The organism is Gordonia sp. NPDC003376 (assembly GCF_053589235.1).
Genome location: NZ_JBSFRM010000031.1, coordinates 31133 through 58000, shown reverse-complemented (window position 1 = coordinate 58000; position 26868 = coordinate 31133). Strand labels below are relative to the sequence as shown.

Here is a 26868-nt window from a genome sequence, read left to right as displayed (position 1 = left end):
CAAGCAATGGCGAGGACTGGCCACCCGCTACGACAAACTCGCCATCACCTACCGGGCCGGGGTGACTCTCAACGCCATCCTCAACTGGTTGCAACGGTTGGGAGACACGCCCTAGCCACTCGACAGATTCGAGATCACCACCAGCGACGATCTCCAGCTTGCGCTCGCGGGGCAGGTAATCACCGATGTCCCGATAGTGGACCTCGCACGGGCCTGTGCAGGCGGGGTCCTTCACTCCGATGAGGATCGCAACGGTGTTGCGGCTGCCGGAACCGAACACCTTGCCGCCTTCCTTCCTGGACAGTTCCCCTGAGGTGCGCTGATTCCCGCGGAGGTTGTAGACGTAGATCCGGCTGTACTCATCGGCGAGGGACAGGCGGATTCCGTCGGCGGTGTTCCCGTCGATCCAGCCGCCGTTCGATACGAACGCGACGACGCCATGGTCACCGATACGGTCTGTGGCCCAGCGGAACGCCCGGAGGTAGCTGTCGTAGAGGCTGTTCTTGTTCGTCGCCGTGGAACGCTTGGCGTATGTGTCGGCGATCCGCTTGTCCAACGTCGGGTACTTGAGGTTCGCGTTGAGGTCGTTCGCTGAGTCCTGGCCCGATGAGTAGGGCGGGTTCCCGACGATGATATGGATCGGCGCCGCGAGCTGCTTCACGATGCGAGAGTTGTTCTGCGGGAACATCTCCGTGTCCATCGAGTCGTCGTCTTCAGTCATCTGGAACGTGTCCGTCAGGACGATGCCCTCGAACGGGCTGTACTCGGTCTCGGTCAACGCGTGGTAGGTGGTCTCGATATTCACCGCCGCGATGTAGTAGGCCAGCAGCATGATCTCGTTGGCGTGCAACTCGCTGGCGTACTTGCGCGCCAGGTCTTCCGGGCGCACCAGGCCCGATTGCATGAGCCTGGTGATGAAGGTGCCGGTGCCGGTGAACGGGTCGAGGATGTGTACGGCGTCGTCGGTGAGGCCCCGACCGAACGCCTCACGCGAAGCGTGGTCGGCGGCGCGGAGGATGAAGTCGACGATCTCGACCGGTGTGTAGACGATGCCCAGTGCCTCAGCCTGTTTCGCGAATCCGACCTTGAAGAATTTCTCGTAGAGCTCCGCGATCACCTGCTGCTTGCCGTCGGCAGTGGTGACCTCTGATGCCCGGATTCGCACCGAATCGTAGAAGCCTTCGAGATGCTCGGTTTCGGCCTCGAGGCCTGCGCCGCCGAGTTGGTCGACCATCGCCTGCATCGTCCTCGACACCGGGTTGTGCGCCGCGAACTCGTGGCCGGCGAACAGGGCGTCGAAGACCGGCGCAGTGATCAGGTGCTGCGCCAGCATCGAGATCGCGTCGTCACGGGTGATGGAGTTGTTGAGGTTGTCCTGCAAGCCTTTATGGAACTTCTCGAACGCCCTGGTCACCGTCGGGTTGGCTCCGTCGATCAGGACCTTGATCCGCGCGATCAACGCCGCGGCGATGTCAGCGACGTCCTTGGCCCAGTCCTCCCAATAGGTGCGGGTACCGACCTTGTCGACGACGCGGGTGTAGATGGCTTCCTGCCACTCGGACAGGGAGAACAGCGCCATCTGTTGCGCCATACTTCCACCACTGGCTCCGCTGCCGTCGGTGATGCCGTTGGCGGGGTTGTCGTTCGCGCCGTTAGTAGCGCTGCCGGAGCTTTCACCGCTGCCGATGGTCTCCGGGTTCTCCGTGGTCGGGCCGATGTGCCCGCCAAGGAGTTGGTCGGAACCCTGGCCGGTCGCGAGAAGCTCGGCGGAGGTGTTCAGTGCGATCGAGTTGACCATTGCGTTGAAGCGGTCGTCGTGGGCACGCAGTGCATTGAGGACCTGCCACACCACCTTGAAGCGGCGGTTGTCCGAGAGTGCCTGTGACGGTGCGACTCCGGCAGGGACAGCCACCGGTAGGATGATGTACCCGTAGTCCTTGCCCTCTGCTTTGCGCATCACGCGGCCGACGGACTGCACGACGTCGACAACGCTGTTACGTGGGTGCAGGAACATCACGGAATCCAGCGCGGGCACGTCGACGCCTTCGGACAGGCATCGGGCGTTGGTGAGGATGCGGCACTCATTGTCTGGGAGTGGCGCTTTGAGCCACTGGAGTTCGCGGTTGCGTTCGAGGGCGTTGTAAGTGCCATCAACGTGGTGAACCTTCACGCCCAGATCAAGATTGGTGGTGTTGACGTCGTGGCCCTCGTCGATGCTGTCGGTGAGCATGTCGCGGTAGGTGTCCACAACGCGGGGAAACAGCTCAGCGATCTTTTTGGAGGCGGCGATGTCCTTCGCGAATGCTACGGCTCGACGCATCGGTGGCTCGCCCGGGGCGAAGCCGGTGCCATCCGGGGTGCGCCCAGCCCGCTTGGCCAGGCCGTTCCACGCGCCGACGATCTTGGTCGCGTCGTCGAGGCGCAGGTCTCCGTCGGGGCCAGCGAGCTGGGTTTGCAGGGGAGCGGCGACCATCTCCTCGTCGACGGTGAGGACGAGGACTTTGTAATCGGTGAGCAGTCCGCGTTCGACGGCCTCGCCGAACGACAAGCGATGGAATTCGGGTCCGTATTTGCCCTCGTCGTCCATCGACGTGATCTCGGCGGAGTGCTCGTCCGCCTTCGTCTTGACCGATTCGTCGAAGATCCGAGGAGTGGCCGTCATGTAGAGCCGTCGCGCTGACTTGATGTACTGGCTGTCGTGGACGCGGACGAAGTTCGACTCGTCGGCACCTTCAAGTGTGACGCCTGTCGTTCGGTGCGCCTCGTCGCAGATCACCAGGTCGAAGGGGTCCACTCCATCACGTTGCGCCTGCGCTACGACCGGCAGCGACTGATAGGTGGTGAACACCACCGTTAAACCCTTGGCGCGCTTGCGATGTGACATCTCCGCGACCAGTCTGTCGGCGTTGGTGGTGACCGGTACCGCGACGTCGTAGGAGCTGATGTCTTCGGCGGCGCGCGACACCTTGGTGTCGGAGCAGACTGCGAAGGCTCGGAGGTCCAGCTGAGTTTGCGCAGTCCACTCGCGCAATGTCTGGGAGAGCAGCGAGATGGATGGGACGCAGAAGAGGATTCGTGCGTTGCCAGCATTCTCGGTCGCCGTGCGTTCGGCGATCTTGAGAGCCGTGAAGGTCTTTCCGGTGCCGCAGGCCATGATGAGCTTACCGCGATCGTCGCCCTTGCCGAAGCCGGCGAAAACCTTCTCGATCGCGGTGACCTGATGCGGCTTCGGCTCGTGCCGCTTTGCCTCGGCGAGGTGAACTTCGACCTCACCGTCGACCAGGCTCACATCCCAGTCGATGGGGGAGTCGGCGATCTCCGCGAGGCCGATGCGCTGCACCGGGATGGTTTGGTCGTCGAGTGTGTCCTCGGCGTTCTTGCCCCAGCGGTCGGTGGTCGAGATGATGATGCGGTTGGTGAACGGCTTCTTGCCTGACGCGGTGAAGAACGAGTCGATGTCTTCTTTGCGCAGAGTATGGGTCGGTTCGTAGAACTTGCACTGGATCGCCGTGTACTCGCCGCTGTCGCGCTCTCGGGCGACGAGGTCGATGCCGGTGTCAGGTTTGCCCTGACGCCCGGGCCAGTCGATCCAGCGCCACACCGCGTCATACTGCTGGGAGAGCATCGGGTCGAGTTCGAAGTAGCGGACCATCAGCTTCTCGAACTTGGTGCCACGTTCGGAGTTCGACGGCGCTTCGCGAAATGCCGCCATCACCTCGTGAATCGAACCCATACTCCGTTGCCTCCAGTCGATCGGGCCGTCTGTCGCGAAACCCTATCGGGCGGGAGGCTCGCGTCGGGGCACTCGCGCTTCGGTCCAGCGCGTCGCGGAGGGTGCGCGGGCTTTGATCTCTCCCAGTGGCAGCGTGAACACGGGAGGCGGCGGGTGTACGTACCCGTTTCGGCTGTTCTCGCTCATCGCTCGGGCGTCAGCAGCTTGCCAGCATCGACGCCCAGCACTTCCGCGATATCGAACAGGCGCTCGTAGAGCAGGCCGCGCCGCCCGTGCTCCACCTGGATGAGGACGTTGCGGGTGACCCCTGACTCCAGTGCCAATGCTTCTTGAGTCAGCCCTTGCTCGATTCGGAGTGTCCTGATTCGTTGGCCGACGGCTTTGCGGTGCCGAGCCCACGACTCCAGTCGACGCGGATCGACTTGAGATGGGCGAGTTGGCACCCACCAAGTACCAAGGATGACTACCGCAAAGTCTGCACTACTAGTAGTACTTTGTTGACGTGGGACCGGAAATGCGCAGAGAGTGGGCCTCGCCGATGGCGATGGCGATTCTCGACGAGATGGTTACGGTGCTCGATGAATGCGGAGCAGTCCTGTTGATGCTCTCCGACGAGGCGGCGCTCAACCTTGACGAGCTGGGCGAGGTCGTCGACGTCGCTCGCGGCGAAGCCGTTAATGCGTTTGGAGCAGCGAGTCTGTTGAACAAGCACGCCGAGTTGGGCGAGTCATGGACCGATGATCTGTCGCGTCCTCGTGCGATCTACGCTCGACACTCGAAAGCAGTGCGAAACGGCGCGACGCGTGTGAAGCCGGCAGTGCCCACGGTTCGCTTCCCGATGGCTGACGAGGCTATCGAGGGCGTCTTGGACAGTCACCAGCAGTTCAGCGAGACGAGCGCGGAGCGTCCGATTTGCTCCGCCTTCGCGAAGTCTAAGGGTCGCACGTGCACGAAGCCTGCAACGTGGATGAGCCCGAACGAGTTCCTGCCGCATTGTTACGGCCACCTCGACGCGGATGAGCGGCGGCAGTACGACGAGCGTAGAGAGCAAATGGCTGAGCAGGAGAGGCTGCATCGGGCTGAGGTGGTCGAACGGCTCTACGAGGAGGGCCGAATGGTTGCGGCGGAGTGGGCGGAACGGCGCCGGGCTCGGACTCAACTTGAGATGAGTTGATGGACTCTATGCTGCCACGCCAGCACTCCCGACGCTGCCGTTGGTGCGGAGCAAAAGCCGATGACGCGCCAAGGCGGGCCGCGGTGAATGCGCTAGGGAGCATTGCGGCAACGCGACGAAAGATCATCACCCACTGAGTCGTTGGTGACGTTCGAAGGTCTTAGTCACCAGGCCTGGCTCAAGGAAATGGGTCATTGGGGGTGCGGCTCGGAGACTTGTGGGGTTTGTCGGAGTCCTCGATACCTTCGATGTGATCAACCCCAGAGGAGACGCCATGTTCGACCTGACAACTGATTACCCGAAGGCGGTCGCGAGTTATGACGATCACGGGCTCGACGCTGCTATCGAGTGGTGCGCGGGCCACGCGGAGGACGGAGATGTGATCTCTGTGTGGACGTCGTTGGTGTCGAATCTAAAGAACTGCCCGGAGTTGGAACGTTTCGTGAATCGATACCGCGACGTCGAGCACATCACCGGAAGAGGTCTGAGCATGCCGTCTCCCGGTCCGGTGCTGATGGCATGGCCTCGCATGGACAGCATCGGTGAGCTCCTGAGATTCGCCCCGCGCGTTCGGGCGCTGTGCGTCGTCACCTGGGATGAGGACGAAATCCGACCGTGGGTGACTGCCGCGCAACCCAAGATCCTCGGTGACGGATCGCCATGGGAGAAGCTGACAGACCCGCTCGATCCAGTCGTGCTGGAGGCGCTCAAGAGCATCACGCTGACCATCAACCACAACAACACAATTAAGGCGGGCTACGAGAAGGACGACGTAGTGGGCGTTCTGCGGGCCCTTCACGAGTCAGGCGTCCCTATGGACGGCAAAGCAATGCAGGGTTGGGCCCTGGCGAACGGGTGGTCGGGTGACAACCCTGCTCAGTTGGCTAAGTACGTCGACGACATCAACGTCGGCAAGCGACCGAAGACGAGCAGGCGACTCGGGCGGAGTTACGTCGATCAGCTCCGCGAGAAGGCGGCAACCGACTGACCTCAGCTGGAGGCACAGTGCACGTCACGTCAACAGCCAGTGCAGATGTGAGACACGAGCGACAGCGGCGTGCCGGGGTTGCCAGGCGGCCGCATGACGTACAGACTGCCTGTGACAGATGTGAAAGGTGGGACTGTGGTGGCCAGTACCGCGATCGAGTGGACCGAGGTGACCTGGAACCCGGTCACCGGCTGCGATCGCGTCGCTGCGGGGTGTGACAATTGCTACGCGCTCGCACTAGCAAAGCGACTCAAAGCGATGGGCGCTGAGAAGTACCAGAACGATGGTGACTCGCGGACGTCCGGACCGGGCTTCGGTGTGACCATCCATCCGCGTGCCCTGGAGCAGCCACTGCGGTGGCGAGCACCGAAGGTCGTGTTCGTGAACTCGATGAGTGACCTGTTCCACGCCAAGGTTCCGCTCGACTTCATAGCGGAGGTGTTCGATGTCATCCGCTCGACGCCGCAGCACACATACCAGGTGCTGACTAAACGAGCACACCGGCTCACGCGTGTTGCTGACAAGCTTGATTGGCCCGACAACCTCTGGATGGGCGTGTCGGTGGAGTCCGCCGACGTCGTCGACCGGATCGACCATCTGCGGTCGGTGCCAGCGACGACAAGGTTTCTTTCGTGCGAGCCGCTACTCACTGCGCTGCCGGAGCTCGACCTGGGCGGCATCGGCTGGGTAATTGCTGGCGGTGAGTCAGGCCCGCGGGCGCGCCCGATGGACCCAGCTTGGGTTGAGGAGATCCGCGACCAGTGTGTCGAGGAGGGCGTGGCGTTCTTCTTCAAGCAGTGGGGCGGGCGTACCCCCAAAGCCAATGGTCGTGAATTGGGCGGTCGAACCTGGGACGACATGCCCGACCTGGGCCGAGTATCTGCCTAAAGTGCCGGTCGGCGGATGACGTGCTGGTGGGGCTTCTTGCCCTTGATGACGTACTCAACCTCGCCGGAAGTGACCAGCGCGCGGAGCGCTGCGGAGAATGCTGTCTCCTTTGCCTCGCCGTAGACGTCTCCGAAGATCTCCTTCACGGACTGGACAACGCGCTTCTGGTGCCCGTCGGCCGTCAACATCCGCAAGTTGTCGGTGATCGTCGCGATCGCTGTGGCGTGCTCGCGGTCGAGCTGCTCCCTGACGGTGTCCCACAGTGCAAACTGCGCCTCGTCGGGATCGGGACCGAGGAACTCGATCCACTTCTCGCGGGCCTTGGAGGCAGCTGCGCCGAACACCCAAATGCCGTGCGGGTCCTGGGTCAGGAAGATGAGGAAGTAGACGGGTTGGTGATGAAACTGTCGCCGAACCGGGGCAACTATTGACCCGTACCCGGTGCCTGCGGTGAGGCGGCGGGCGTACTCGGCCGCGACTAGTTCGGCAGCAGTCTCCCAGCTCAGCTCATCGCATTCCGCATGTGCTCTCAGGGCCACGTCCCGCCACCACCTGCCGCCACATACCGAGTCGGCCTTGTCGACTCCGCCGAGGTCGAGCTGACATTTCTTGAGCTGTCCGCCCGCACGCCGGATCAGGTCCGCGCTGAAGTTCAGGAGCACCTCGCTCCGAGGCCACTTTCCTCGCGTCATGAGGATGTCCCGGATCTGGTCTGGAGGCAGTACGGCCCCGCAGGGGTCGAGCAGGACGAATAGGCTGGCATCCTGGGCCAAGGAATACATGTCGTCGAGGTGGCTCGCGCAGTCGCCGTTGAAGCTGTCGACGCGGATTCCCCGGTTGCGGTACTCGTCGGCGACCGCGGTCAGCGACTGGTAGGACTCTTCGTCCTTCTCCACAAGAAGCAGGTCGACTTGGGTCGACGCCTTGGACTTCTGCGCTGCAAGCATCATGTGCTCGGCGGAGCCCGCTTCACCGGTCTCGAAGCGGCCACGGCCGGCGAAGCCGTCGAACAGAACGCACCGTTTGGGATTGAGTCTGCTGGCCGTCATGACGGCGTAGCGCTGCACGTACTGTTCGATGATTCCGTGCTTGTAGACGGACTGCGGTCTGGGGCTGTCGAGCAGGCCCGCGTCTGTGCCGATCGCCATCGGGCGGTCTCACTCTCTACCCGTCGCACCGTGAGCCGGAGTTACGGGCGACAATCCTGTTAGTCCATGCTATCCGCTCATTGCGGCAACGAGGCGGGCCCGTGGCGGGTGTGTTGCAAAGCATCGGCGCCCGTCAGGGCTTTCGGCTTCTGGCTACTCGGATTCATTCTGAAGCTGGTTCGGCATGATTCATCAGGAACTGATCTACGTTGCGACCGCCGTCTGACTACGCGATATCGAGTGCGCCGTGCGTCTACAGCTCTCGGATGATCGCGGCATCCATCCGGCAGTCGTCAATGTTGATGAGCTTCACCGAAGCCAGTGACTGTCCGTAATCCTGAGCGGCGCGGCGTACGAGATCGGGAAGGGAATCGACGCCACGCAATTCAATCGGGAGCTCCCATGGGGTGTCGTGGGTCCACAACCGTGCGGTTTTCGTTTCCGGGCTGTAGAAGGCCATCGCTCCGAATGTGTGGTCGGAACCCGGTACACCAATGCGGCTGTGTTGCGAAGGATCGACGCCTGGGGGCACCCGCATTTGCAGTACCGGTGATCCATCCCGTTCGACGATGCGTCCTTCGGTCTCCCATGGCCCCGATCCGGACGGATCACTGCGGAATCGGAACGGCCGATTCGCGCTGCCTGTCACCCGCGTGACGTAACCGCCGACGGAGGCGACATCGCCGATAGCGACAGCCGCCTGTGTGGCGACGGCGAGACGGCGTTCCAGAGGCTGATCTAGGATCTCGGTGAGATAGACCGACTGAAACGCTGAGAAGCCCGCTCGATCGCCTATCCAGAGGCGCGGAGCCTTCTCGTCAGCCGCGTCTACTTCTCCTTCGCGGATTCGCCAAAGACGCGGACCCGGCGCGCGTTTCGCTATTAGAAATGACTTGGGAGCGCCGTGCTCGCGCGAAATTTCTGCGCTGAATTGTTTCAGCGCCTCGACAACCTCGGCGGGTGTGCGGCCTCGCAAACCGACCGCACGCTGAATCGAACTCTGAGGCCAGTTCCCGGCGACGGCGACCGCAACGTCGTCATCGACGACAACGATTTTCAGCATTGGCCGCGTATAAACCTGTCGGTTCCACGCTTCGTCGGTCTCATGGGTCACCTTTGTGTCGGCGAGCATGGTGACGCGGCCGTCGGTGTCCGCAAGTATCTCGGCGATAGCGAAGGTCACCAGGCAAGGGTAGTGAAGTGACACCAGCTTGCCATCGTTCTTCCTCGACACGGCGTGTAGCAGCACCTTTCGAGCGGCTTCGGCTCCTGTGTTGAACGATGGCCGTTCAATACGACTGGCGTGCAGCTGACGATCTACTACCTGAGGTTATCCATGTTGTTGCTAATCGTTCTTTGGCGACCTTGCGCGATGTGTTGATAGGACATTGCCATGCCCGGTGTGGCGTGGCCGAGCCTCTCCTGCAGCTCGGCCGTCGATGCGCCCGCTTGGGCCGCGAGTACTGCGCCAGTATGCCGCAGCGCGTGGACATTCATGTCCGATTTCGCCGACGGCAGCGCGGTTTTGAACGCCTTGGTGAAAGTCGCACGAGGTAGCCGATCACCGCGAAAGTTGGTTACTACCAGTGTGTTCGGTTGTTTGTTAATCGCTTTCAGTCGCTGGCGTATCGTCTCAGCCAAGTTGGGCGGTACCCACACATCCCTAGTACCCGCATCAGACTTGCTGCCTTGCTTGACGACGGGCACGCCGTCGACGAGTGGAGCTGAACGCCGGACATGGATCACCATGCCGTCCGGACCGTCGTCGATGTCCTTCACGCGAAGCTCTGACACCTCGGCGTACCGCAATGCGCACCAGGCCATGATGGGCAGCGCGATCGCATAGTAGCTGGGCAACTTCGTCGCAGTTTCGCTGATCTCCAAGGGGGTGAGGAGGATGATCTGGCGTCGAGTGGGGCGTTTCCCGTAGCGCTTGAATCGCGGGCTGTCGGCCGGGTTGCTTGTGATGATCTCGCGTTCGACGGCTTCCTTCAGCAGGGACTTGAGCAGATTCCATGCATGAGCGCGGCTCGCTTCGTGTTCGACGCCGAGGTTCCGCCACCACTCCTGGAGGTCGTCGGCCGTGATGTCGCGAACAACGAGGTCGCCGAGGCCCGGCTCGATGCGTGTGTCCCATAGCCGTTTGTAATTCGAGCGGGTCGTCGGCTGAAGGCGGCGGCCAGCGAGTGCGTCTTCTGCGAACTCCCGCAATCGAATTGACGAGCGAGCCGCAGCCTTCGCGCGTTCGGCTGGCGGTGTCCAGGTGGCCTGGTCGATCAGTTGGCGCTCCTTATGGAGCCATGCCTCCGCGGCCATCCGCGTATCAAATGTCTTCGGCGCGTTGAACCTCGTCAGGGTGCCATCGTGGATGTGCATGTACGCGGCCGCGAAGCGACAACTCGCCGAACGGGGCGCACGGACATAACCCCAACCGCGTCGTCGGCGCTTACTCGGCAAGGCTCGTCCTCCGATCGTCACCCATGCTTCTCGGTGCTCACTCGTGCTCAGTCATGTCGATATCGTGGCTCATATGGATGGTAGCGCGTGGATGCTTGCACTGGTCAGTGCTCGCGGCTAGAGTCGCTCTCACCGGGCAATATGCACGCCTTGTCGCCTGGTAACACAAGTGAATGGGTCCTCAAGTGCAACCAGGTTCGAGCCCTGGTGGGGGAGCAGCGGGCACTGCCAGCCCAGAGCTGGTTTTGCTTACGCTCCATTCGTTGGATGCGGATGTCGCACGTGGCCATACGAAAGACGAACGATTCCGATCAGGTGTCACCCGCACCGGCCTGGGTCTGGCGAGGGTTCCGTCAGGATCTCCATCGGGTCGGCTGGGAGTCCGCCGCTCACCGACGCGCTGCCGATTACGCCTGCACTGCCGGTCAACTGTCGAGTCGTGGCATATGCAGGCGGCTCGTGGTGGTAAGGGGCACAACGTAGTTCGCAGCTTCACTCGGAATCGATCACAGACGTCGACGGTCGGCGAGTCGGTGCTGAACCCGAGTTCCCGATATGCCAGAACGCCTTTGCGCACGCCGAGATGGGCGGCCACCAAGGTGTGTCGCACCCCCCCGGGCGTTGGTGGGGAGAAAACCGGCGCCCGTGCCGATCGGTCGGTCATCACGACTGACTGCACGCACCCCGGCGTGTGTCAGCCTGCAGCACAATGACCAACGGCGACGATCCACCCGAACGTACGACAGGCCCGAGGCGTGTGGTCGAGACTCGGCGGGCGGGTGGCCCCGAACCCGAGGGCCTGTGAATCCCGCTAGGCGGACTCGACGCCCGCCCGTCGGGCGCGATGCTCGTTGCGTCGCCAGAACAGTGGTTTGGCGATCTCGGTGGCCGCCGCGTAGGCCACGGCGATCGCCAGCATCAGCGCGGCCAGCGACAACGGCAGCACCGACAACCGCAGGATGGTGCCGGCAGGGGTCAGCACCAGTGCGAAGGCCACCGCCACCACACCCGCCGACAACCCGATCAGCATGCCGCTCGGACGACTGTGCCAAGCCGGACCGCGGGTCCGGAGGATGAACAGGATGAACACCTCGGTCAGCACCGACGCCAGGAACCACGCGGCCTGGAACTCGCTTTCCCCGGCGCCGACCGCCAGCCGCAGCACCGCGAACGCGGCCAGGTCGAAGATCGAGCTGATCGCCCCGAAGACCACCATGTAGTTGACGATCAACCGCATGTCCCAGCGCTGCGGCGAGGCCACCTGCCGATCGTCGACGCGGTCGGTCGCGATGGCCGCCGCGGGCAGATCCGACAGCAGGTTGATCGCCAGGATCTGCGCGGCCAGCAACGGCAGGAACGGCAGCACCAGTGACGCGATCGCCATCGAGATCATGTTCCCGAAGTTCGCGCTCGTCGTCATCTGGATGTACTTCATCGTGTTGGCGAAGGTGCGACGCCCGGCACGCATCCCGTCGAGCAGGCTGCGAAGGTCCTTCTCCAGCATCACGATCGACGCCGACGACGCGGCGACGTCGGCGGCGCCCTTGACCGAGATCCCGACATCGGCGGCGTGCAGCGCCGGGGCATCGTTGATCCCGTCGCCCATGTATCCCACGATCTGCCCGGCGGCGGTCAGACCCGTGACGATCCGCTCCTTGTGGTGCGGGGTGGTCTCACAGAACACGCGGACGGCCGGCAGTCGGCGTGCGAGCTCGGCGTCGTCGGCGTCGTCGATCTGCCGACCGGTCATCACCGCCCGAGGATCGAGGCCGAGCTCGCCGGCGATGTGGGTGGCCACAGGCAGTGCGTCACCGGTGATCATCCGGACAGTCACCCCGGCGTCGGCGAAATCCGCGACAGTGCTCGCCGCGTCGGGTTTCACCGGGTCGGCGAAGCTCAGCAGCCCGACCAGGGTCAGCCCGGTCTCCGAGGCCGGACCCATCTCCACAGCCGCGGACGCGGATTCCCTTGTCGCGACCGCCAGCACCCGGAATCCCTGCGCTCCGAGCCCGGCGACGACGTCGCGGACCGACGCGATCACATCGTCGAGCGGGACGAGGCCGTCGGCGGTCCGAGCGGTGTCGCAGACCTCGAAGACCTTCTCGACCGCGCCCTTGGTGACCAGCAGCGGGCGGCCGGCACTCCCGGCCCGGTCGTCGACCAGGACCGACAGACGCTTGCGGACGAAGTCGTAGGGCACCTCGCCGAGCGCCCGGGCACCGTCGAGGTCGACGCCGGCGGCCGTCGCCGCGGTGACGATGGCCGCGTCCATCGCGTTGACCAGACCGGTCTGCAATGTCGCGTTGAGCGCGGCGACACGCAGCAGGCCGGCATCGGGTTGACCGGTCAGGTCGAGGGCCCCGGACAGGTCGATCCGGCCGAGGGTCATCGTGCCCGTCTTGTCGGTGCACAGCGTGGTCATCGCGCCGAAATCCTCGATCGCGTTGAGTCGCTTGATGATCACCCGATGACGGGCGATGACCTTCGATCCCTGTGCCAGGGAGAGGCCGACGATGGCGGGCAGCAGCTGCGGGGTGAGTCCCACCGCGAGCGACAACGAGAACAGGGCGGAGTCGATCACTGCGCGATGCAGGACGAGGTTCACCACGAAGATCACCGCGACCAGCACCACCATCACCCGGGTCAACAGCAGGCCGAACCGGGTCATCCCGCGCTCGAATCCGGTCGGATGTTGCTTCTTCCCCAACGATGCTGCCACGCCACCGAACTCGGTGTCCCGACCGGTGGCCACGATCATCGCCCGCCCCGATCCGGACTGGACGTGGGTGCCGGCGAAGACCATGTTGGCGCGGTCGGCGAGTTCGGTCCCGGGGTCGAGGACCTGAGGTGACTTGGTCGCCGGGAACGTCTCACCGGTGAGGCTCGACTGGTCGAGCTGGAGATCGGTGGCAGCCACCACCACCGCGTCGGCCGGAATGATGTCGCCCGCACGGATGACGATCACGTCACCGGGCACGACCTCGTCGAACGGGACCTCGACCTCGGCGCCGTCGCGCCGGCACGTCGCCGACAACCGGATGGTGCCGAGCAGCCGGTCCATCGACGACTGGGCGCCGCGTTCCTGGACGAAGTCGAGAAGTCCCGACAGGAGCACGATCGTCAGGATGATGGCGGCGTCGAGCCAGTCGCCGAGCAGCCCCGAGATGAGGGTGGCCACCACCAGGATCAGGATGATCGGGCTGGTGAACTGGTGCGCCAGCAGACGCCAGGCCGAGTTGGCGTGCGACGTCGACACCGCACGCGCGCGGGTGGCAGGGAGCGCGGCATGGGCGGCGTCGGCGCTGAGTCCGTCTGGTCCGGAAGAGAACTCGCGGGCCAACTGATCCGGTGGTGACGCCCACGGCGGCGACTCTGTCTGCACGTTCGCTGATCATACGATCATCTCCAGGGAATGCGGCGTCGGTGTCGTCGGCCCGGGGGACACCGGCCGGAGCCCTCCTCCGAGCCCACGGTGATACTGAACCCATGGGTTACCCGCAGTATCCGCCGCACCATCCCGGCGACGTCGAGGCGTTGATCCGCGCCTACCCGCTCGCCTGGGTGATCCCGACCGCGGACCCGTTCACCGCCACCCCGCTGCCGTTGCTGCCGGAGATGGCCGACACCGAGCTCGTCGCACTGTTCGGGCATCTGTCCCGCCGCAACCCGATGCTCCCGGCACTCGCCGACGACCCCACCGTCACCATCCTGTTCCAGGGGCCGCAGGGCTACATCTCGCCGCGCCTGGTCGGCGATCCGACGTGGGGCCCCACCTGGAACTACGCGGTGATCCGGGTCCGGGCGCGGATCGAGATGGTTCCCGACGAGCTCGACGACGCACTGAGCACGCTCGCGACCGCCGTCGAGGCCGACCACCGCGAGCCGTGGGAGCCGTTGGAGATGGGGGAGCGCTATGACCTGTTGCGCCGCTACATCACGGCGTTCCGCGCGCACGTCGACGCGGTCCATTCGACGTTCAAACTCGGGCAGGACGAGAACGACCACGATTTCCGCGCCATCGTCTCGGGCGTGGATGATCCCGAACTGGCCGCCTGGATGGAGCGGATGCGCGCGGACGTCAGGAGACGATGATCGCGATAGCCGCCACCACCAGCACGATCAGCAGGACGAACAGTGACGCGCCCACGATCACCGCGACCCGCACGCCGGAGTTGTCGGGGCGGTACGGTCCGGGCGGACCCGACATCGCCGACGGTGCCGCCATCGGCGTCGGTGGCCCGAAGGGCGCCGGACCGGGCCCCCCGGTGACGTGGGGTGGTGCCGTCGGTGGGATCGGGATGATCGGCGGGAGGCCGGGATTCCCGCCCGGGACACCCTGCGGGGCCCGTGTGGCGGGCGGGAGCGGCGGGGTGGACACGACGGGCGGTGCCGACACCATCGGGGCGGTCGTGTGGGGGACGGGGGCGTGTGGCGGAGGCAGCATCACCAGACGTCCCTCGAGGGCGTCTCGTGCGGCGCGTGCCATCTCGCCGGCCGTCGCGAACCGGTCGACCGGATTCTTCGCCATGCCGCGCGCGATCACCGGATCGAACGGGCTGCCCAGCAGAGGTGGCGGCTGGTTCAGGTGTGCGGCCACCAGTATCTGGAGGTCGCCGGCTCCGAAAGGTGGTGCGGCGGTGAGGCATTCGACGAGAACGCAGGTGAGTGCATAGATGTCGGCGGCGGGTGTGGCGATGTTGCCCGCGCCGAATCGTTCGGGCGCCATGTAGGCGAAGGACCCGACGGCCGCCCCGGTGTCGGTGAGCCGGGGGTCGGTGGTGGTCTGGGCGAGCCCGAAGTCGGTGAGGTAGGCGAAGTCGCCGCCGTCGATCAAGACGTTGTCGGGTTTGACGTCGCGGTGGACCAACCCGGCCGCATGCGCGGCGTCGAGGGCATGGGCGACCTGCTCGATGATCGACACGACCCGATCGGCCGGCAACGGCCCTCCCGCCAGCAGACCCCGCAGATCGGCTCCCTCCGACACGATCCGCATGTCGAGGAAGAGATGGCCGGTGATCTCACCCCAGTCGTGGATCGGGATGATGTGCGGATCGTTGAGCTGTGCGGCCATCCGGGACTCGCGGAGGAACCGCTCGCGGAACACACTGTCCCCGGCGTACTGCGGGGCCAACAGCTTCAACGCCACGGTGCGTCCGCGGCGCTCGTCGCGGGCCTGATAGACCTCGCCCATCGCGCCGCGACCCAGGAGCCGCTCGAGGGTGTAGTCACCCAGCGTGGAGCCGCTCCGATCGGCAGGGTCATGCATCGTGCGGTGTGTCCTCCTGCCACGTGGGGCGCCGGTTCTCTGCGGGTACGCTACCCGCTCATCGGACGTCGGGGCAGCCGGACTCGCAGTCGGTGGATGGATGTGTCCGCTGTTCGGACGGTGTGGTCATGCCGGGGATCGTGGTATCCGACAGATCGGACCCGACACCGCCCTCGGATCGGGTAGGTCGAGCGTCTAGCCTGTGACGATGGGGAGCCGAGCAGAGCAGAACCGGCGTCCGCTGCGCGTCGACGCCGAACGCAACCGGCGGCGCATCATCGCCGCCGCGCGGGAACTGTTCGCCGACCGTGGACTCGACGTCTCACTCGACGACGTCGCCGAGCGTGCCGGTGTCGGGGTGGGCACCGTCTACCGGCGTTTCGCCAACCGCGACGAGTTGATCGCGGGCGTGCTCGTCGAGCATCTGCACGAGGTCGTCGACCATGCCCGCGCAGCGCGCGACAACCCCGACCCGTGGTCCGGTGTGGTCGAGATGGTGGGCGGCGTCGTCGGATCGATGGCCGCAGACCGCGGGCTTCGCGCGGTGATCACCCGCACCGATCACGAGCACCCCGAGATCGCCGCACTCAAGACCGACCTCGGTGAGCAGGCGTGGGCGGTGTTCGACAGGGCGCTGGCCGCAGGCGTGCTGCGCCCGGATCTGGCGGCCAGTGACATGTTCGCGATCGTCGCCATGCTCACCGCGGTCGCCGAGGTCACCGAGTCGGCGGTGCCCGGCACCTGGCGTCGCTACCTGGAACTGCTGCTCGACAGCATCCGGACCGAACCGGTGCGCGCGGAGCTGACCGTGGCCGCGCTCACCGAGGACCAGATGACCATCGCGCAGCGCGACACCCTTCAAGCGGCGCGGCGGAGGGCGTTCTCGGCCAAGGACTGACCGCGCGTGCCGCGCGGTCAGGTGATCAGTCCTTCACTGACGAGCCAGTCGTAGGCAACATCGGACGGGTCCTCGCCGTCGATGTCGACGCGGCCGTTGAGTTCCTGCAGCAGGTCGTCGGTGAGGCGTTCGGACACGGTGGCCATCAGTGGGGCGATCTGCGGGTGGGCGTCGAGGACGTCCTCGCGGACCACGACGGTTCCGCTGTAGGGCAGGAAGAAGTGCTCGTCGTCCTCGAGGACCGTCAGATCGAGGTTCTTGATCCGCCCGTCGGTGGTGTAGACCATCCCGAAGTTGCACGGTGAGCTCTTCGCGGTGGAGGTGTAGACCACGCCCGAGTCCATCTGGGTCACATTGGCCGACGGCACACCGTCGGGGCTGTCGTAGGGCATGCCGTAGGTCTTGAGCATCGGCAGGAAGCCGTCGGGACGGGAGAAGAACTCGTCGTTGACGCAGAAGGTGCGTTCGGACACCGGCAGCTGTGCGATCTGCGACATCCGGGTGATCCCGAGGCGTTGCGCGGTGGCCGAGGACATCGCGAACGCATAGGTGTCGTTGAAGTTCGCCGGCGGTAGCCACACGAGGTGGTTCTCGGCGAGCTCGACGTCGTGGACCTTCTGCCACAGTTCGGTGGGATCGGCGATCACCTGGGTCTCGTGCAGGTAGGTCACCCATGCCGTGCCGGTGTACTCCCAGGCGAGGTCGGCACTGCCGTTGAGCATCGCCTGCCGGCTCGACGCCGATCCGGGCGCATTGGTGAGGTCGCTGACCTCGGCGCCCGCCGCCGCGAGATAGGTGGCGGCGATCTTGCCGAGCAGGATGCTCTCGGTGAAGTTCTTCGACGTCACGGTGATCTGGGCACCGGCGAGCGGTGTCTTCCCGTCCGGCAGTGACGCTTCGTGGAAGGTGCCCGACGAACTGACGAGACCGCACCCGGCGAGGGTGAGGACGCCGAGGATCGCCACCGCGAGCCCGAGTGTCGCGGTGCGGAGCCGTGCGATGGGCATCAGATCCCCCGTGGGGTCGCGGCCAGCTCGACGAGCCGGCCGAGCCAGTCGACGATGAGCGCCAACAGGCCCACCAGAATGGCGCCGGAGATGAGCAGCTTCGGCAGGAACAGGGTCACCCCGGTGGTGATCAGGGTGCCCAGGCTGGTTGCACCGATGAAGGTGCTCAGGGTGGCGGTACCGACCAGGATCACCAGTGCGGTGCGCACGCCGTTGAGGATCACCGGTACCGCCAGCGGCAGCTCCACCAGGACCAGGGTGCGCACCGCCGACATCCCGATCCCACGGGAGGCCTCGACGGTGCGCTGGTCGACCTGCCGGAGTCCGACGATGGTGTTCTGCAGGATCGGCAGTACCGCATAGACCACCAGGCCGATGACCGCGGTCCGGAAACCGGTGCCGAGCCAGAACGTGAACAGCACCAGCAGACCGACGGCGGGCGCGGCCTGCCCGACGTTGGCGAGGTTGATCGCGATCGGATTGAGCAGCCTGGCCCACGGCCGGGTCAGCACGATGCCGAGTGGGATCGCGACGACCACCACGATGACGGTCGCCACCGCGGTGAGCTTGATGTGGTCGAGGATGGTGGTCTGCAGGCTCGACCAGGTCAGTGCGGCGCTCTCGGTCTCGGTGAAGGTGGTGTTGAGATACCAGATCACGTAGCCGGCGCCCACGACGACGATGACGAGCGGCTCGAACCACACATCCATCGGCAGGCGTCGCACCCGGGCGGTGAGAGCGGTCATGACGAGGAGTCGCTCTCGGTCGGCGCCGGGCTCCGGGTCGGTTCGCCCGCCGCGGGCTGTTCGTCTGCTTCGGTGTGTTCGGTGTATGTCGAGTGGTCGTCGTCGCGGACCTCGGCGATTCGACCCTGGATGATCTCCATGACCGACCCGATGGCGAGCGAACCGATCACCGCCCCACGCGAATTGGTGACCAGGGTTCCGCCCTGGCTGGCGGCGAGCATGCTGTCGAGGGCGTCGTTGAGCGTCGACGACGACGCCACCACCGGCAGGCGATGGTCGACGTAGCCGGTGACCTGGGGTTTGGTGGCCACCTCGTCGAGCGACGGCCAGGCGAGCGGACGTCCCTGGGTGTCGACGGTGACCAGCCACCGCTGCCCGGCCGCACGAGCCCGGTGCACGGCGGCGTCCGAGGACTCGCCGACCCGGGCGGTGACCACCGAGTCGAGGGCGACGTCGCGGACCCGGGCGAGGGTGAGGTGCGCCAGGGTGGCACCGGATCCGACGAATTCCTCGACGAACGGGGTGGCCGGGTTGGCCAGGATCTCCTCCGGTGTCGCGTACTGCTCGATGTGACCACCCTCGGACAGGATCAGCACCTCGTCGCCGAGTTTGGTGGCCTCCTCGAAGTCGTGGGTGACGATCACGATGGTCTTGCCGAGTTCCTTCTGGATTCCGATCAGGCTGTCCTGCAATCGGACCCGGGTGATCGGGTCGACCGCGCCGAACGGTTCGTCCATCAGCAGGACCGGGGGATCGGCGGCCAGGGCGCGGGCCACGCCGACGCGTTGCTGCTGGCCGCCGGACATGTCCTTGGGTAGCCGGTGGGCGAAATCGGCGACGTCGAGCCCCACCAGGTCGAGGAGGTACTCGGTGCGTTCGGTGATGCGTTTGCGGTCCCAGCCGAGCACGCGGGGGATGGCGCCGATGTTCTTGGCGACATCCCAGTGCGGGAACAGGCCGCCGGACTGGATCACGTACCCGATCGACTGACGCAGTTTGTCGGGGTTCTCGCGGGTGACGTCCCGACCGCCGATGAAGATCCGGCCCTCGGTGGGCTCGATCAGGCGGTTGATCATCTTCAGGGTCGTCGTCTTACCGCATCCCGAGGGTCCGACAAAGGCCACGATGTGGCCGGCCTCGATCTCGAGATCGAGCTTCTCGACGGCCGGTTTGGTCTGTCCGCGATAGCGTTTCACGACGCCGTCGAGCGTGATGGACGCTCCGGTGACCGTGTCCGGTGGTGTCATGTCAGTCCCCTCGAGATGGTGAGCCGACCGAGCAGAACGAGCAGCGCGTCGAAGACGAGTGCGACGATCACGATGAGAATCGTTCCGGTCAAGGCCATTTCCAGTGCGTTGGCGCCGCCGAGGCGCGAGAGTCCGCTGAAGATCAACGATCCGAGTCCCGGGCCGAGCACGTAGGCGACGATCGCCGCGACACCGATGATCATCTGGGTGGAGACGCGGATGCCGGTGAGGATCACCGGCCATGCGATCGGAAGCTCGACGGTGAGCAGGATTCGCCAGCGCGGCAAACCGATTCCGCGTGCGGACTCCACCACTGCCGGGGGCACCGAACGGAGACCCACGATGGCATTGCCGACCACCGGCATCGTCGCGAAGAACGCCAGCATGATGAACGACGGGACGACGCCGAGGCCGAAGGGGACGATCAGCAGTGCGAGGAGGGCGAGCGACGGAACCGTCAGCGCCACACGGCTGGTGGTCAGGGTCAGCGAGGATCCCAGCGGGAGTCGGTAGACGGCGACGGCGACGGCGATCGCGATGAGCGTCCCGATCAGGACGGTCTGGAACGCCAGCGACGCATGCTGATAGGTGAGGAAGGTCAGATTGCTCGCGTGGTTGCTGATGTAGTCCCAGAGATGCACATCGAAACCCCTTCCATGGGCGCCGGTGACTGCCCGCCGCCACCCGGGCGGGTCCTCGATCGACCGTAGACGGGGCGGTTGCCGAATCCGCGCAAATCGGTGGGATCGGTCGACCATGAAGCGGGGTTCCGCCAGAATCCGACCCCGACCACCTGGGAACATATCGATGAGGTCACAGTCTGGTCACTTCGGCTCGTCGTGGCCGCAACCCGGCACGATGCGACGTGTCGGTGGGGAGCGCCGGCGGTCGATAAGCTGGCCCCATGGCAGTGAGTCGACCCCCCGACAAGAGCGGTGCGGTGCAACGCGCACCCCGCTCGCGGATGACCGGCGCGCAGCGGCGGCTCCAGCTGATCGAGGTCGCGCGGGGGCTGTTCGCCGAGCGGGGCTTCGAGGCGACGTCGATCGAGGAGATCGCCCAGCGTGCCGGGGTCTCCAAGCCGATCGTCTACGAGCACTTCGGCGGCAAGGAAGGCCTGTATGCGGTGGTGGTGGACCGCGAGATGGAGACCCTCCTGGAGATGGTCACGTCCTCGCTGACCCGCAACCGTTCGCTGTACCGCATCCAGCAGGTGGCCCTCGCCCTGCTCACCTACGTGGAGGAACGCACCGACGGGTTCCGGATTCTCGTTCGTGGCGACAGCACCGCCAGTTCCGATGCCACCACGTATTCGAGTCTGCTCAACGACGCGATCAGCCAGGTGGAGCACATCCTGGCCGGGGACTTCGAGCGGCGAGGATTCGATCCGAAGCTCGCGCCGCTCTATGCCCAGGCGCTGGTCGGCATGGTGTCGGTGACCGCACAGTGGTGGCTCGACGTCCGCGAACCGCCGAAGGAAGTGGTGGCCGCCCACCTGGTGAACCTGTGTTGGAACGGCCTGACGCGACTCGATCCCCATCCACACCTGGTGGGTCCGGACTACTCCGAGCCGACCGCACGGACCACCACCGACGGTCCGCCCGATGCCGACGACCCGTCGGTCACCGACGATCCGACTCCCGCCGCGGAATAGCGAGACCGGGACCGGTCAATTCAGCACGATGCTGCGCTTGGCGAGTCCCATCCAGAAGCCGTCGATCACCTGGTCGGGATGCTGCTCGGGGTCGTCGCTGGCGCCGAGGGTGACGAACAGCGGTGCGAAGTGCTCGATCGTCGGGTGGGCGTAGGGCATCCCCGGTGCACGGCGGCGGAAGTCGATGAGCGATTCCACGTCGCCGGCCGCGAAGCGCTCGTGGGCCCAGGCGTCGAACTCGGCCGACCAGGTCGGCGGGGTGGCCTCCGGTCGTGGGTCGGTGAGATAGGGCAGTCCGTGGGTGGTGAACCCGGAACCGATGATCAGCACACCCTCGTCGCGCAACGGCGCGAGCCGTCGGCCGAGGGAGATCAGGCGTTCGGGGTCCAGGGTGGGCAGGGAGATCTGCAGGACCGGGATCTCGGCCTCGGGGTACATGACGGTGAGCGGCACGTAGGCCCCGTGATCGAGGCGTCGTCGGTGGTCGTGGGCGATCGGCTCGCCGTCGGGCATCAGCGCGGCCACACGTGCGGCCAGCTCCGGGGCACCCGGCGACCAGTACGTGGTCCGGTAGTACCGCTCGGGGAAACCCCAGAAGTCGTAGGTCAGCGGGGTGTGTGGGTCGGTGGAGCCGATGGTCAGCGGCGCTGCCTCCCAGTGCGCCGAGACCACCAGGATCGCGGTGGGGCGGGGCAGATCGCCGGACAGTTCGGTGAGTTGGCGGACCCATCTCTCACTGTCGACGAGCGGCGGGGCGCCATGGCTGAGGAACAGGGCGGGGGTGCGTGACGGCGCTTCTGACATGGCCATATCCTACAAAACAGTACTCCGGTCCGTTTTGTTTCCGCGGTATTCGCCCGGGTGGATCCCGACCGCTCCCGCAGTACGGATGCCGCGGGTGTCGACCGGAGGTCACGGCTTAGACTCTGTAAGAGTGTCGTCCTCACCCGCCCTCTCCGGGCTCGCCGCGGTCACCTGCTCGGATTCGTCTCTGGCGGCGTTGGCCGACCGGCGCGACACCGAACGCCTCGACATCACCGCCCCCGACGCAGCCCGCCCGTTCGTGGTCACCGCTCTCGCCCACGCCGCCCCGGCACCCTTGCTGGTGGTGTCGGCGAACGGCCGCGAGGCCGACGATCTGACCGCCGAACTGCGCGAACTGCTCGACGACCCGGCGTCGGTGGCGCAGTTCCCGTCCTGGGAGACCCTCCCGCACGAACGCCTGTCGCCGAGCGCCGACACCGTCGGCCAGCGGTTGGCCGTGCTGCACCGACTCGCCGTGCCCGGGGAGCATCCGCTCAAGGTCATCGTCACGACCGTGCGTTCGCTGGTGCAGCCGATGGCCCCGGGCCTCGGGGAGGTCCGCACGATCACCCTGCGTGAGGGAATCGAGCTCGACTTCGAGAAACTGCTCGAGGATCTCGTCGAGATGGCCTACGAGCGCGTCGACATGGTGGGTCGCCGAGGTGAGTTCGCGGTCCGCGGCGGCATCCTCGACGTCTTCCCGACCACCGCCGACTACCCGGTGCGTGTGGAGTTCTGGGGGGACGAGATCAGCGAGATGCGCGCCTTCTCTGTCGCCGACCAACGCAGTCAGCCCGAGGTCGACGCGTCGCTGGTGCAGATCCACCCATGTCGCGAACTGGTCCTCACCGACCGGGTGCGCCGGCGCGCCGCCGAGCTCGCCGCCCAGAACGAGGGCGACGCCTCGCTGTCCGAGATGCTCACCAAACTCTCCGAGGGCATCCCGGTGGAGGGGATGGAGGCGCTGATCCCGGCGCTCGTCGAGGGGCGCATGCAACTGCTCACCGAGGTGGTCCCGGACGGCACCCGTGTACTGGTGCTCGACCCGGAGAAGGTCCGCACCCGCGCGGCCGACCTCGCCGCGACCGGCGCGGAGTTCCTCGAGGCGTCGTGGAACGCCGCGGCGATGGGGGCCTCCGCCCCGATCGACGGCCGCCCCGCCGGTGGCGGCAGCGGGATCAACCTGCAGGCCAGCGCCTATCGTCCGCTCGACGACGTGCTCGCCGCCACCCTCGAGGCGGGACGCTCGTGGTGGACGATCAGCCCGCTGTCCACCGGATTCGGGGACCAACTCGAGCTCGACCTCCAGCCGGGCCCGGCCCCACACGGCAAAGAGGACGAGATCGCCGCGACGTTCACGATGCTGCGCGCACACGTCGCCACCGACAAGCCCGCCGCAATCGTGGTGGCGGGCAAGGGAACCGCGCAGCGGCTCGCCGAGCGGCTCGCCGACGCCGAGGTCCCGCACACCGTTGCCGAACCGGGCGCTCGTCCTGCGCCGGGCGAGGTCACCGTCTACGGCGGAACCCTGCGGCACGGCATCATCGCGGCATCCGCCGGACTGGTCGTCGTCACCGAGGCCGATCTCACCGGATCGCGGGTCGCCACGGTCCGCGACGGTCGCAAGCTCCCCGCCAAACGGCGCAACCAGGTCGATCCGCTCGCCCTCAGCGCCGGCGACCTCGTGGTGCACGACCAACACGGCATCGGCAAGTTCGTCGAGATGATCGAACGCACCGTATCCGGTGCGCGCCGTGAGTATCTCGTTCTCGAGTATGCCGCCGGCAAGCGCGGGCAGCCCGGCGACCGGCTGTACGTGCCGATGGACGCCCTCGATCAGCTGTCGCGATATGTCGGCGGCGAGCAGCCATCGCTGTCGAAGCTCGGCGGTTCCGACTGGCAGAACACCAAACGCAAGGCGCGCAAGGCGGTTCGCGAGATCGCCGGTGAACTCGTCCAGCTCTACGCGGCGCGCCATGCCGCCCCCGGCTACGCCTTCAGCCCGGACACCCCGTGGCAGCATGAGATGGAGGATGCGTTCGACTTCACCGAGACGGTCGACCAGATGACGGTGATCGGCGAGGTCAAGGCCGACATGGAGAAGGCGGTCCCGATGGACCGTGTGATCGTGGGCGACGTCGGCTACGGCAAGACCGAGATCGCGGTGCGCGCGGCGTTCAAGGCGGTCCAGGACGGCAAGCAGGTCGCCGTACTCGTCCCGACAACGATTCTCGCGCAACAGCATCTGCAGACCTTTGCCGAGCGGATGAGCGGCTTCCCGGTGCGGGTCCGGGGATTGTCCCGCTTCACCGACGCCAAGGAGTCGAAGGAGATCATCGCGGAGATGGCCTCCGGTGAGGCCGATATCGTGATCGGTACCCATCGTCTGCTGCAGACCGGCGTGATCTGGAAAGATCTGGGTCTGGTGGTCGTCGACGAGGAACAGCGGTTCGGCGTCGAGCACAAGGAGCACATCAAGTCCCTGCGCACCCACGTCGACGTGTTGACCATGTCGGCGACGCCGATCCCGCGCACCCTGGAGATGTCGATGGCCGGCATCCGGGAGATGTCGACCATCCTCACCCCGCCCGAGGAGCGGCACCCTGTGCTCACCTACGTCGGCGCGTACGCCCCCAAGCAGGTGGCCGCCGCGATCCGCCGGGAGCTGTTGCGGGACGGGCAGGTCTTCTACGTGCACAACCGGGTGTCGACCATCGACAAGACCGCCAAGCAGATCGCCGACATGGTGCCAGAGGCGAGAGTCGTGGTGGCCCATGGTCAGATGAACGAGGACCAGCTGGAGAAGACGGTGTCGGGGTTCTGGAACCGCGACTTCGACGTGCTGGTCTGCACCACGATCATCGAGACCGGCCTGGACATCTCCAATGCCAACACGCTCATCGTCGACCGCGCCGAGAACCTCGGTCTGTCGCAGTTGCATCAGCTCCGTGGCCGCGTCGGGCGTAGTCGCGAGCGGGGCTATGCCTATCTGCTCTACAGCCCGGAGAAGCCGCTCACCGAGACCGCCTACGATCGCCTGGCCACCATCGCCCAGAACAACGAGCTGGGCGCGGGAATGGCGGTGGCGCTCAAGGATCTCGAGCTGCGTGGCGCCGGAAACGTCTTGGGTGCAGAACAATCCGGGCACGTGGCCGGTGTGGGCTTCGATCTGTACGTGCGGCTGGTCGGCGAGGCGGTCGAGGCCTATCGCGCGGCCGCCGACGGCAAGCCGGTGACCACGGAGGAGACCACCGAGGTCCGCATCGACCTGCCCGTCGACGCCCACATCCCGGTGGAGTACGTCGATTCCGACCGGCTTCGCCTGGAGGCCTACCGTAAGCTCGCCGCGGCGGCCTCCGACGCCGACGTCGATGCGGCGATGGCCGAACTGCTCGACCGCTACGGTGAGCCGCCGGTGGAGACGACCCGGCTCGCGGCGATCGCACGGCTGCGGCTGCGGTGTCGGGAACGCGGGATCGCCGAGCTGGGTGCGGTCGGCACCAATGTGAAGATCTCGCCGCTGTATCTGCTCGACAGTGAGCAGGTACGGCTCAAGCGCCTGTACTCGGCGGCGTCGTATCGCGCCACCACGGAACTGGTGACGCTGCCGATCCCGCGGACCGGCGGTGTGGGGTCGGCACGGCTGCGCGACGAGGAACTCATCGACTATCTGGTGACATTCCTCAAGACGCTCAAACCGATGGATGACTGACCCGCGGCACTAACGTCTACGGCAGACACGTCGGAGACGACCGGCAGTACGGCGAAAGGCATTCGGATGACGGTGGTTCTGCTCGACCCGCACCGACCGGACATGATCCCGGTGCGGGCCCGTGCCCACCTGGCGGGTGCCGTGTTCGTCACCGAGGACGTCCCGACGTCGATCCTGTGGCAGCTCGACCACTTCGAGCCGGTGTTCGTCGAGACCGACACCGCCGGGACGCTGGTGTCCACCGATGCCTCGCACCCGTTGGTGCAGGCCCGGATCGCGCACGGCGACGAGGTGATCGCGTCGGCGATCCCACCCGGCAGCGATCTGCTGGAGGCGGTCGCGCTGATGGACACCCTGCGCCGCAACGGACCGTGGGAGAGCACCCAGACCCACGCCTCCCTGCGTCGGTACCTGCTCGAGGAGGTCTACGAGCTGCTCGACGCGATCGACGGCGGGGACCAGGCCGACCTGCTCGAAGAACTCGGGGATCTGCTGTTGCAGGTGCTCTTTCACGCGCGCATCGCCGCCGACGATCCCACGGCGCCGTTCGACATCGACGCTGTGGCACGCAGTTTCACCGAGAAGGTGTCCGGCCGCACCCCGGGTGTGCTGTCGGGGGAGCATTCGGATCTGGAGACCCAGATCCGCGAATGGGAGGAACGCAAGGCCGCCGAGAAGCAGCGGGGTTCGGTCCTCGACGGGATCGCCACCACTGCGCCGGCCCTCGCGCTCACACAGAAGGTGCTCGAAAGGCTGACGGCGGCCGGCTACCCGGTGGAGCGGATCGACCCGGCGGTGCTGACCGTGACAGTTGTCGCCGGTGACGACAGCGTCGAGGCGCAGGCGCGTGAGCGCACCTTGCAGCTGATGGACGGGGTCCGCGCCCTCGAGGAGCAGGCCCGGACCGACGGCATCACCCTCGACGCCCCCGAGGCCTGGCTCGCCGCCCTCGACCGGCAGCAATAGCCGCGCTTCCCGGTTGCGTCCCGAGCTCAGCTCAACCATCGTGTGTGGCGCGGTGATTGAGCCGGGGGTTCTTCGCTGATCGAGCCGGGCGTTCTTTGCTGATTGAGCCGGGACCGAGCGTAGCGAGGACCCGTGTCGAAATCTCCGCAGCGTACGTCGGGTGGTGACCACCTCTGAGGT

20 protein-coding genes are annotated in these 26868 nt (G+C 65.9%); 8 read left to right on the top strand and 12 right to left on the bottom strand.

Features of this window, described 5'->3' with window-relative positions; genetic code table 11:
• Positions 1–3733, bottom strand: a 3733-nt coding sequence (locus tag ACWDUA_RS22395; protein ID WP_449753219.1) for a DEAD/DEAH box helicase, incomplete at its 3' end; no start/stop codon positions are given.
• A gap of 182 nt (positions 3734–3915) precedes the next feature.
• A complete protein-coding gene (locus ACWDUA_RS22390) occupies positions 3916–4176 on the bottom strand; it encodes a helix-turn-helix domain-containing protein (protein ID WP_449753218.1) in 261 nt (86 codons plus the stop codon).
• 59 nt (positions 4177–4235) lie between these two features.
• On the opposite strand from ACWDUA_RS22390, the gene ACWDUA_RS22385 reads away from it, so the two are divergent.
• The 3 genes from ACWDUA_RS22385 (at position 4236) to ACWDUA_RS22375 (ending at position 6783) form a co-directional block, all read left to right on the top strand.
• The gene (locus ACWDUA_RS22385) at positions 4236–4907 is read left to right on the top strand and encodes a hypothetical protein (RefSeq protein ID WP_449753217.1); all 672 of its coding nucleotides are present in this window, start codon (positions 4236–4238) and stop codon (positions 4905–4907) included.
• 274 nt (positions 4908–5181) lie between these two features.
• The gene (locus tag ACWDUA_RS22380) at positions 5182–5895 is read left to right on the top strand and encodes a hypothetical protein (protein ID WP_449753216.1); all 714 of its coding nucleotides are present in this window, start codon (positions 5182–5184) and stop codon (positions 5893–5895) included.
• Between the two features lie 138 nt (positions 5896–6033).
• Positions 6034–6783, top strand: coding sequence for a DUF5131 family protein (locus ACWDUA_RS22375; RefSeq protein ID WP_449753215.1), 750 nt, complete (start codon positions 6034–6036; stop codon positions 6781–6783).
• On the opposite strand, the gene tcmP is transcribed toward ACWDUA_RS22375, so the two are convergent.
• From tcmP to mgtA, 4 genes are all read right to left on the bottom strand, one after another.
• Entirely contained in the window at positions 6780–7931 is a 1152-nt protein-coding gene (tcmP, locus tag ACWDUA_RS22370) for a three-Cys-motif partner protein TcmP (protein WP_449753214.1), read from the bottom strand. The two genes, ACWDUA_RS22375 and tcmP, sit on opposite strands and share 4 nt — an antisense overlap.
• 253 nt (positions 7932–8184) lie before the next feature.
• Complete coding sequence (locus ACWDUA_RS22365) at positions 8185–9114, bottom strand: hypothetical protein (protein WP_449753213.1); 930 nt, start codon at positions 9112–9114, stop codon at positions 8185–8187.
• A gap of 137 nt (positions 9115–9251) precedes the next feature.
• A complete protein-coding gene (locus tag ACWDUA_RS22360) occupies positions 9252–10307 on the bottom strand; it encodes a tyrosine-type recombinase/integrase (RefSeq protein ID WP_449753212.1) in 1056 nt (351 codons plus the stop codon).
• Between the two features lie 892 nt (positions 10308–11199).
• Positions 11200–13770 (bottom strand): magnesium-translocating P-type ATPase, encoded by a 2571-nt coding sequence (mgtA, locus tag ACWDUA_RS22355; protein WP_449753211.1) that lies wholly within the window; start codon positions 13768–13770, stop codon positions 11200–11202.
• Between the two features lie 104 nt (positions 13771–13874).
• On the opposite strand from mgtA, the gene ACWDUA_RS22350 reads away from it, so the two are divergent.
• Complete coding sequence (locus tag ACWDUA_RS22350; RefSeq protein ID WP_449753210.1) at positions 13875–14480, top strand: FMN-binding negative transcriptional regulator; 606 nt, start codon at positions 13875–13877, stop codon at positions 14478–14480.
• On the opposite strand, the gene ACWDUA_RS22345 is transcribed toward ACWDUA_RS22350, so the two are convergent.
• On the bottom strand, positions 14467–15654 hold the full coding sequence (locus ACWDUA_RS22345) for a protein kinase domain-containing protein (protein WP_449753209.1): 1188 nt from the start codon (positions 15652–15654) through the stop codon (positions 14467–14469). The two genes, ACWDUA_RS22350 and ACWDUA_RS22345, sit on opposite strands and share 14 nt — an antisense overlap.
• A 208-nt stretch (positions 15655–15862) precedes the next feature.
• Here ACWDUA_RS22345 and ACWDUA_RS22340 point away from each other — a divergent pair, with 208 nt between their 5' ends.
• Positions 15863–16552, top strand: coding sequence for a TetR/AcrR family transcriptional regulator (locus ACWDUA_RS22340; protein ID WP_449753208.1), 690 nt, complete (start codon positions 15863–15865; stop codon positions 16550–16552).
• 17 nt (positions 16553–16569) lie between these two features.
• Here ACWDUA_RS22340 and ACWDUA_RS22335 read toward each other — a convergent pair whose 3' ends face one another.
• The 4 genes from ACWDUA_RS22335 to ACWDUA_RS22320 are packed head-to-tail and all read right to left on the bottom strand — an operon-like array spanning position 16570 to position 20193.
• Entirely contained in the window at positions 16570–17559 is a 990-nt protein-coding gene (locus ACWDUA_RS22335) for a glycine betaine ABC transporter substrate-binding protein (RefSeq protein WP_449753207.1), read from the bottom strand.
• The gene (locus ACWDUA_RS22330) at positions 17559–18305 is read right to left on the bottom strand and encodes an ABC transporter permease (RefSeq protein WP_449753206.1); all 747 of its coding nucleotides are present in this window, start codon (positions 18303–18305) and stop codon (positions 17559–17561) included. Before ACWDUA_RS22330 ends, ACWDUA_RS22335 begins: the two co-directional genes overlap by 1 nt.
• Complete coding sequence (locus tag ACWDUA_RS22325; protein WP_449753205.1) at positions 18302–19552, bottom strand: ABC transporter ATP-binding protein; 1251 nt, start codon at positions 19550–19552, stop codon at positions 18302–18304. The genes ACWDUA_RS22330 and ACWDUA_RS22325 overlap by 4 nt, the downstream gene beginning before the upstream one ends.
• Positions 19549–20193, bottom strand: coding sequence for an ABC transporter permease (locus ACWDUA_RS22320; RefSeq protein WP_449753204.1), 645 nt, complete (start codon positions 20191–20193; stop codon positions 19549–19551). Before ACWDUA_RS22320 ends, ACWDUA_RS22325 begins: the two co-directional genes overlap by 4 nt.
• A 263-nt stretch (positions 20194–20456) precedes the next feature.
• On the opposite strand from ACWDUA_RS22320, the gene ACWDUA_RS22315 reads away from it, so the two are divergent.
• Complete coding sequence (locus ACWDUA_RS22315; RefSeq protein ID WP_449753203.1) at positions 20457–21206, top strand: TetR family transcriptional regulator; 750 nt, start codon at positions 20457–20459, stop codon at positions 21204–21206.
• A 15-nt stretch (positions 21207–21221) separates the two neighbouring features.
• On the opposite strand, the gene ACWDUA_RS22310 is transcribed toward ACWDUA_RS22315, so the two are convergent.
• Positions 21222–22016, bottom strand: coding sequence for a dioxygenase family protein (locus ACWDUA_RS22310; protein ID WP_449753202.1), 795 nt, complete (start codon positions 22014–22016; stop codon positions 21222–21224).
• A gap of 124 nt (positions 22017–22140) precedes the next feature.
• On the opposite strand from ACWDUA_RS22310, the gene mfd reads away from it, so the two are divergent.
• A complete protein-coding gene (gene mfd / locus ACWDUA_RS22305) occupies positions 22141–25722 on the top strand; it encodes a transcription-repair coupling factor (protein WP_449753201.1) in 3582 nt (1193 codons plus the stop codon).
• 66 nt (positions 25723–25788) lie between these two features.
• Positions 25789–26688, top strand: coding sequence for a MazG family protein (locus ACWDUA_RS22300; protein ID WP_449753200.1), 900 nt, complete (start codon positions 25789–25791; stop codon positions 26686–26688).
• The last annotated feature ends 180 nt before the right edge of the window (positions 26689–26868 follow it).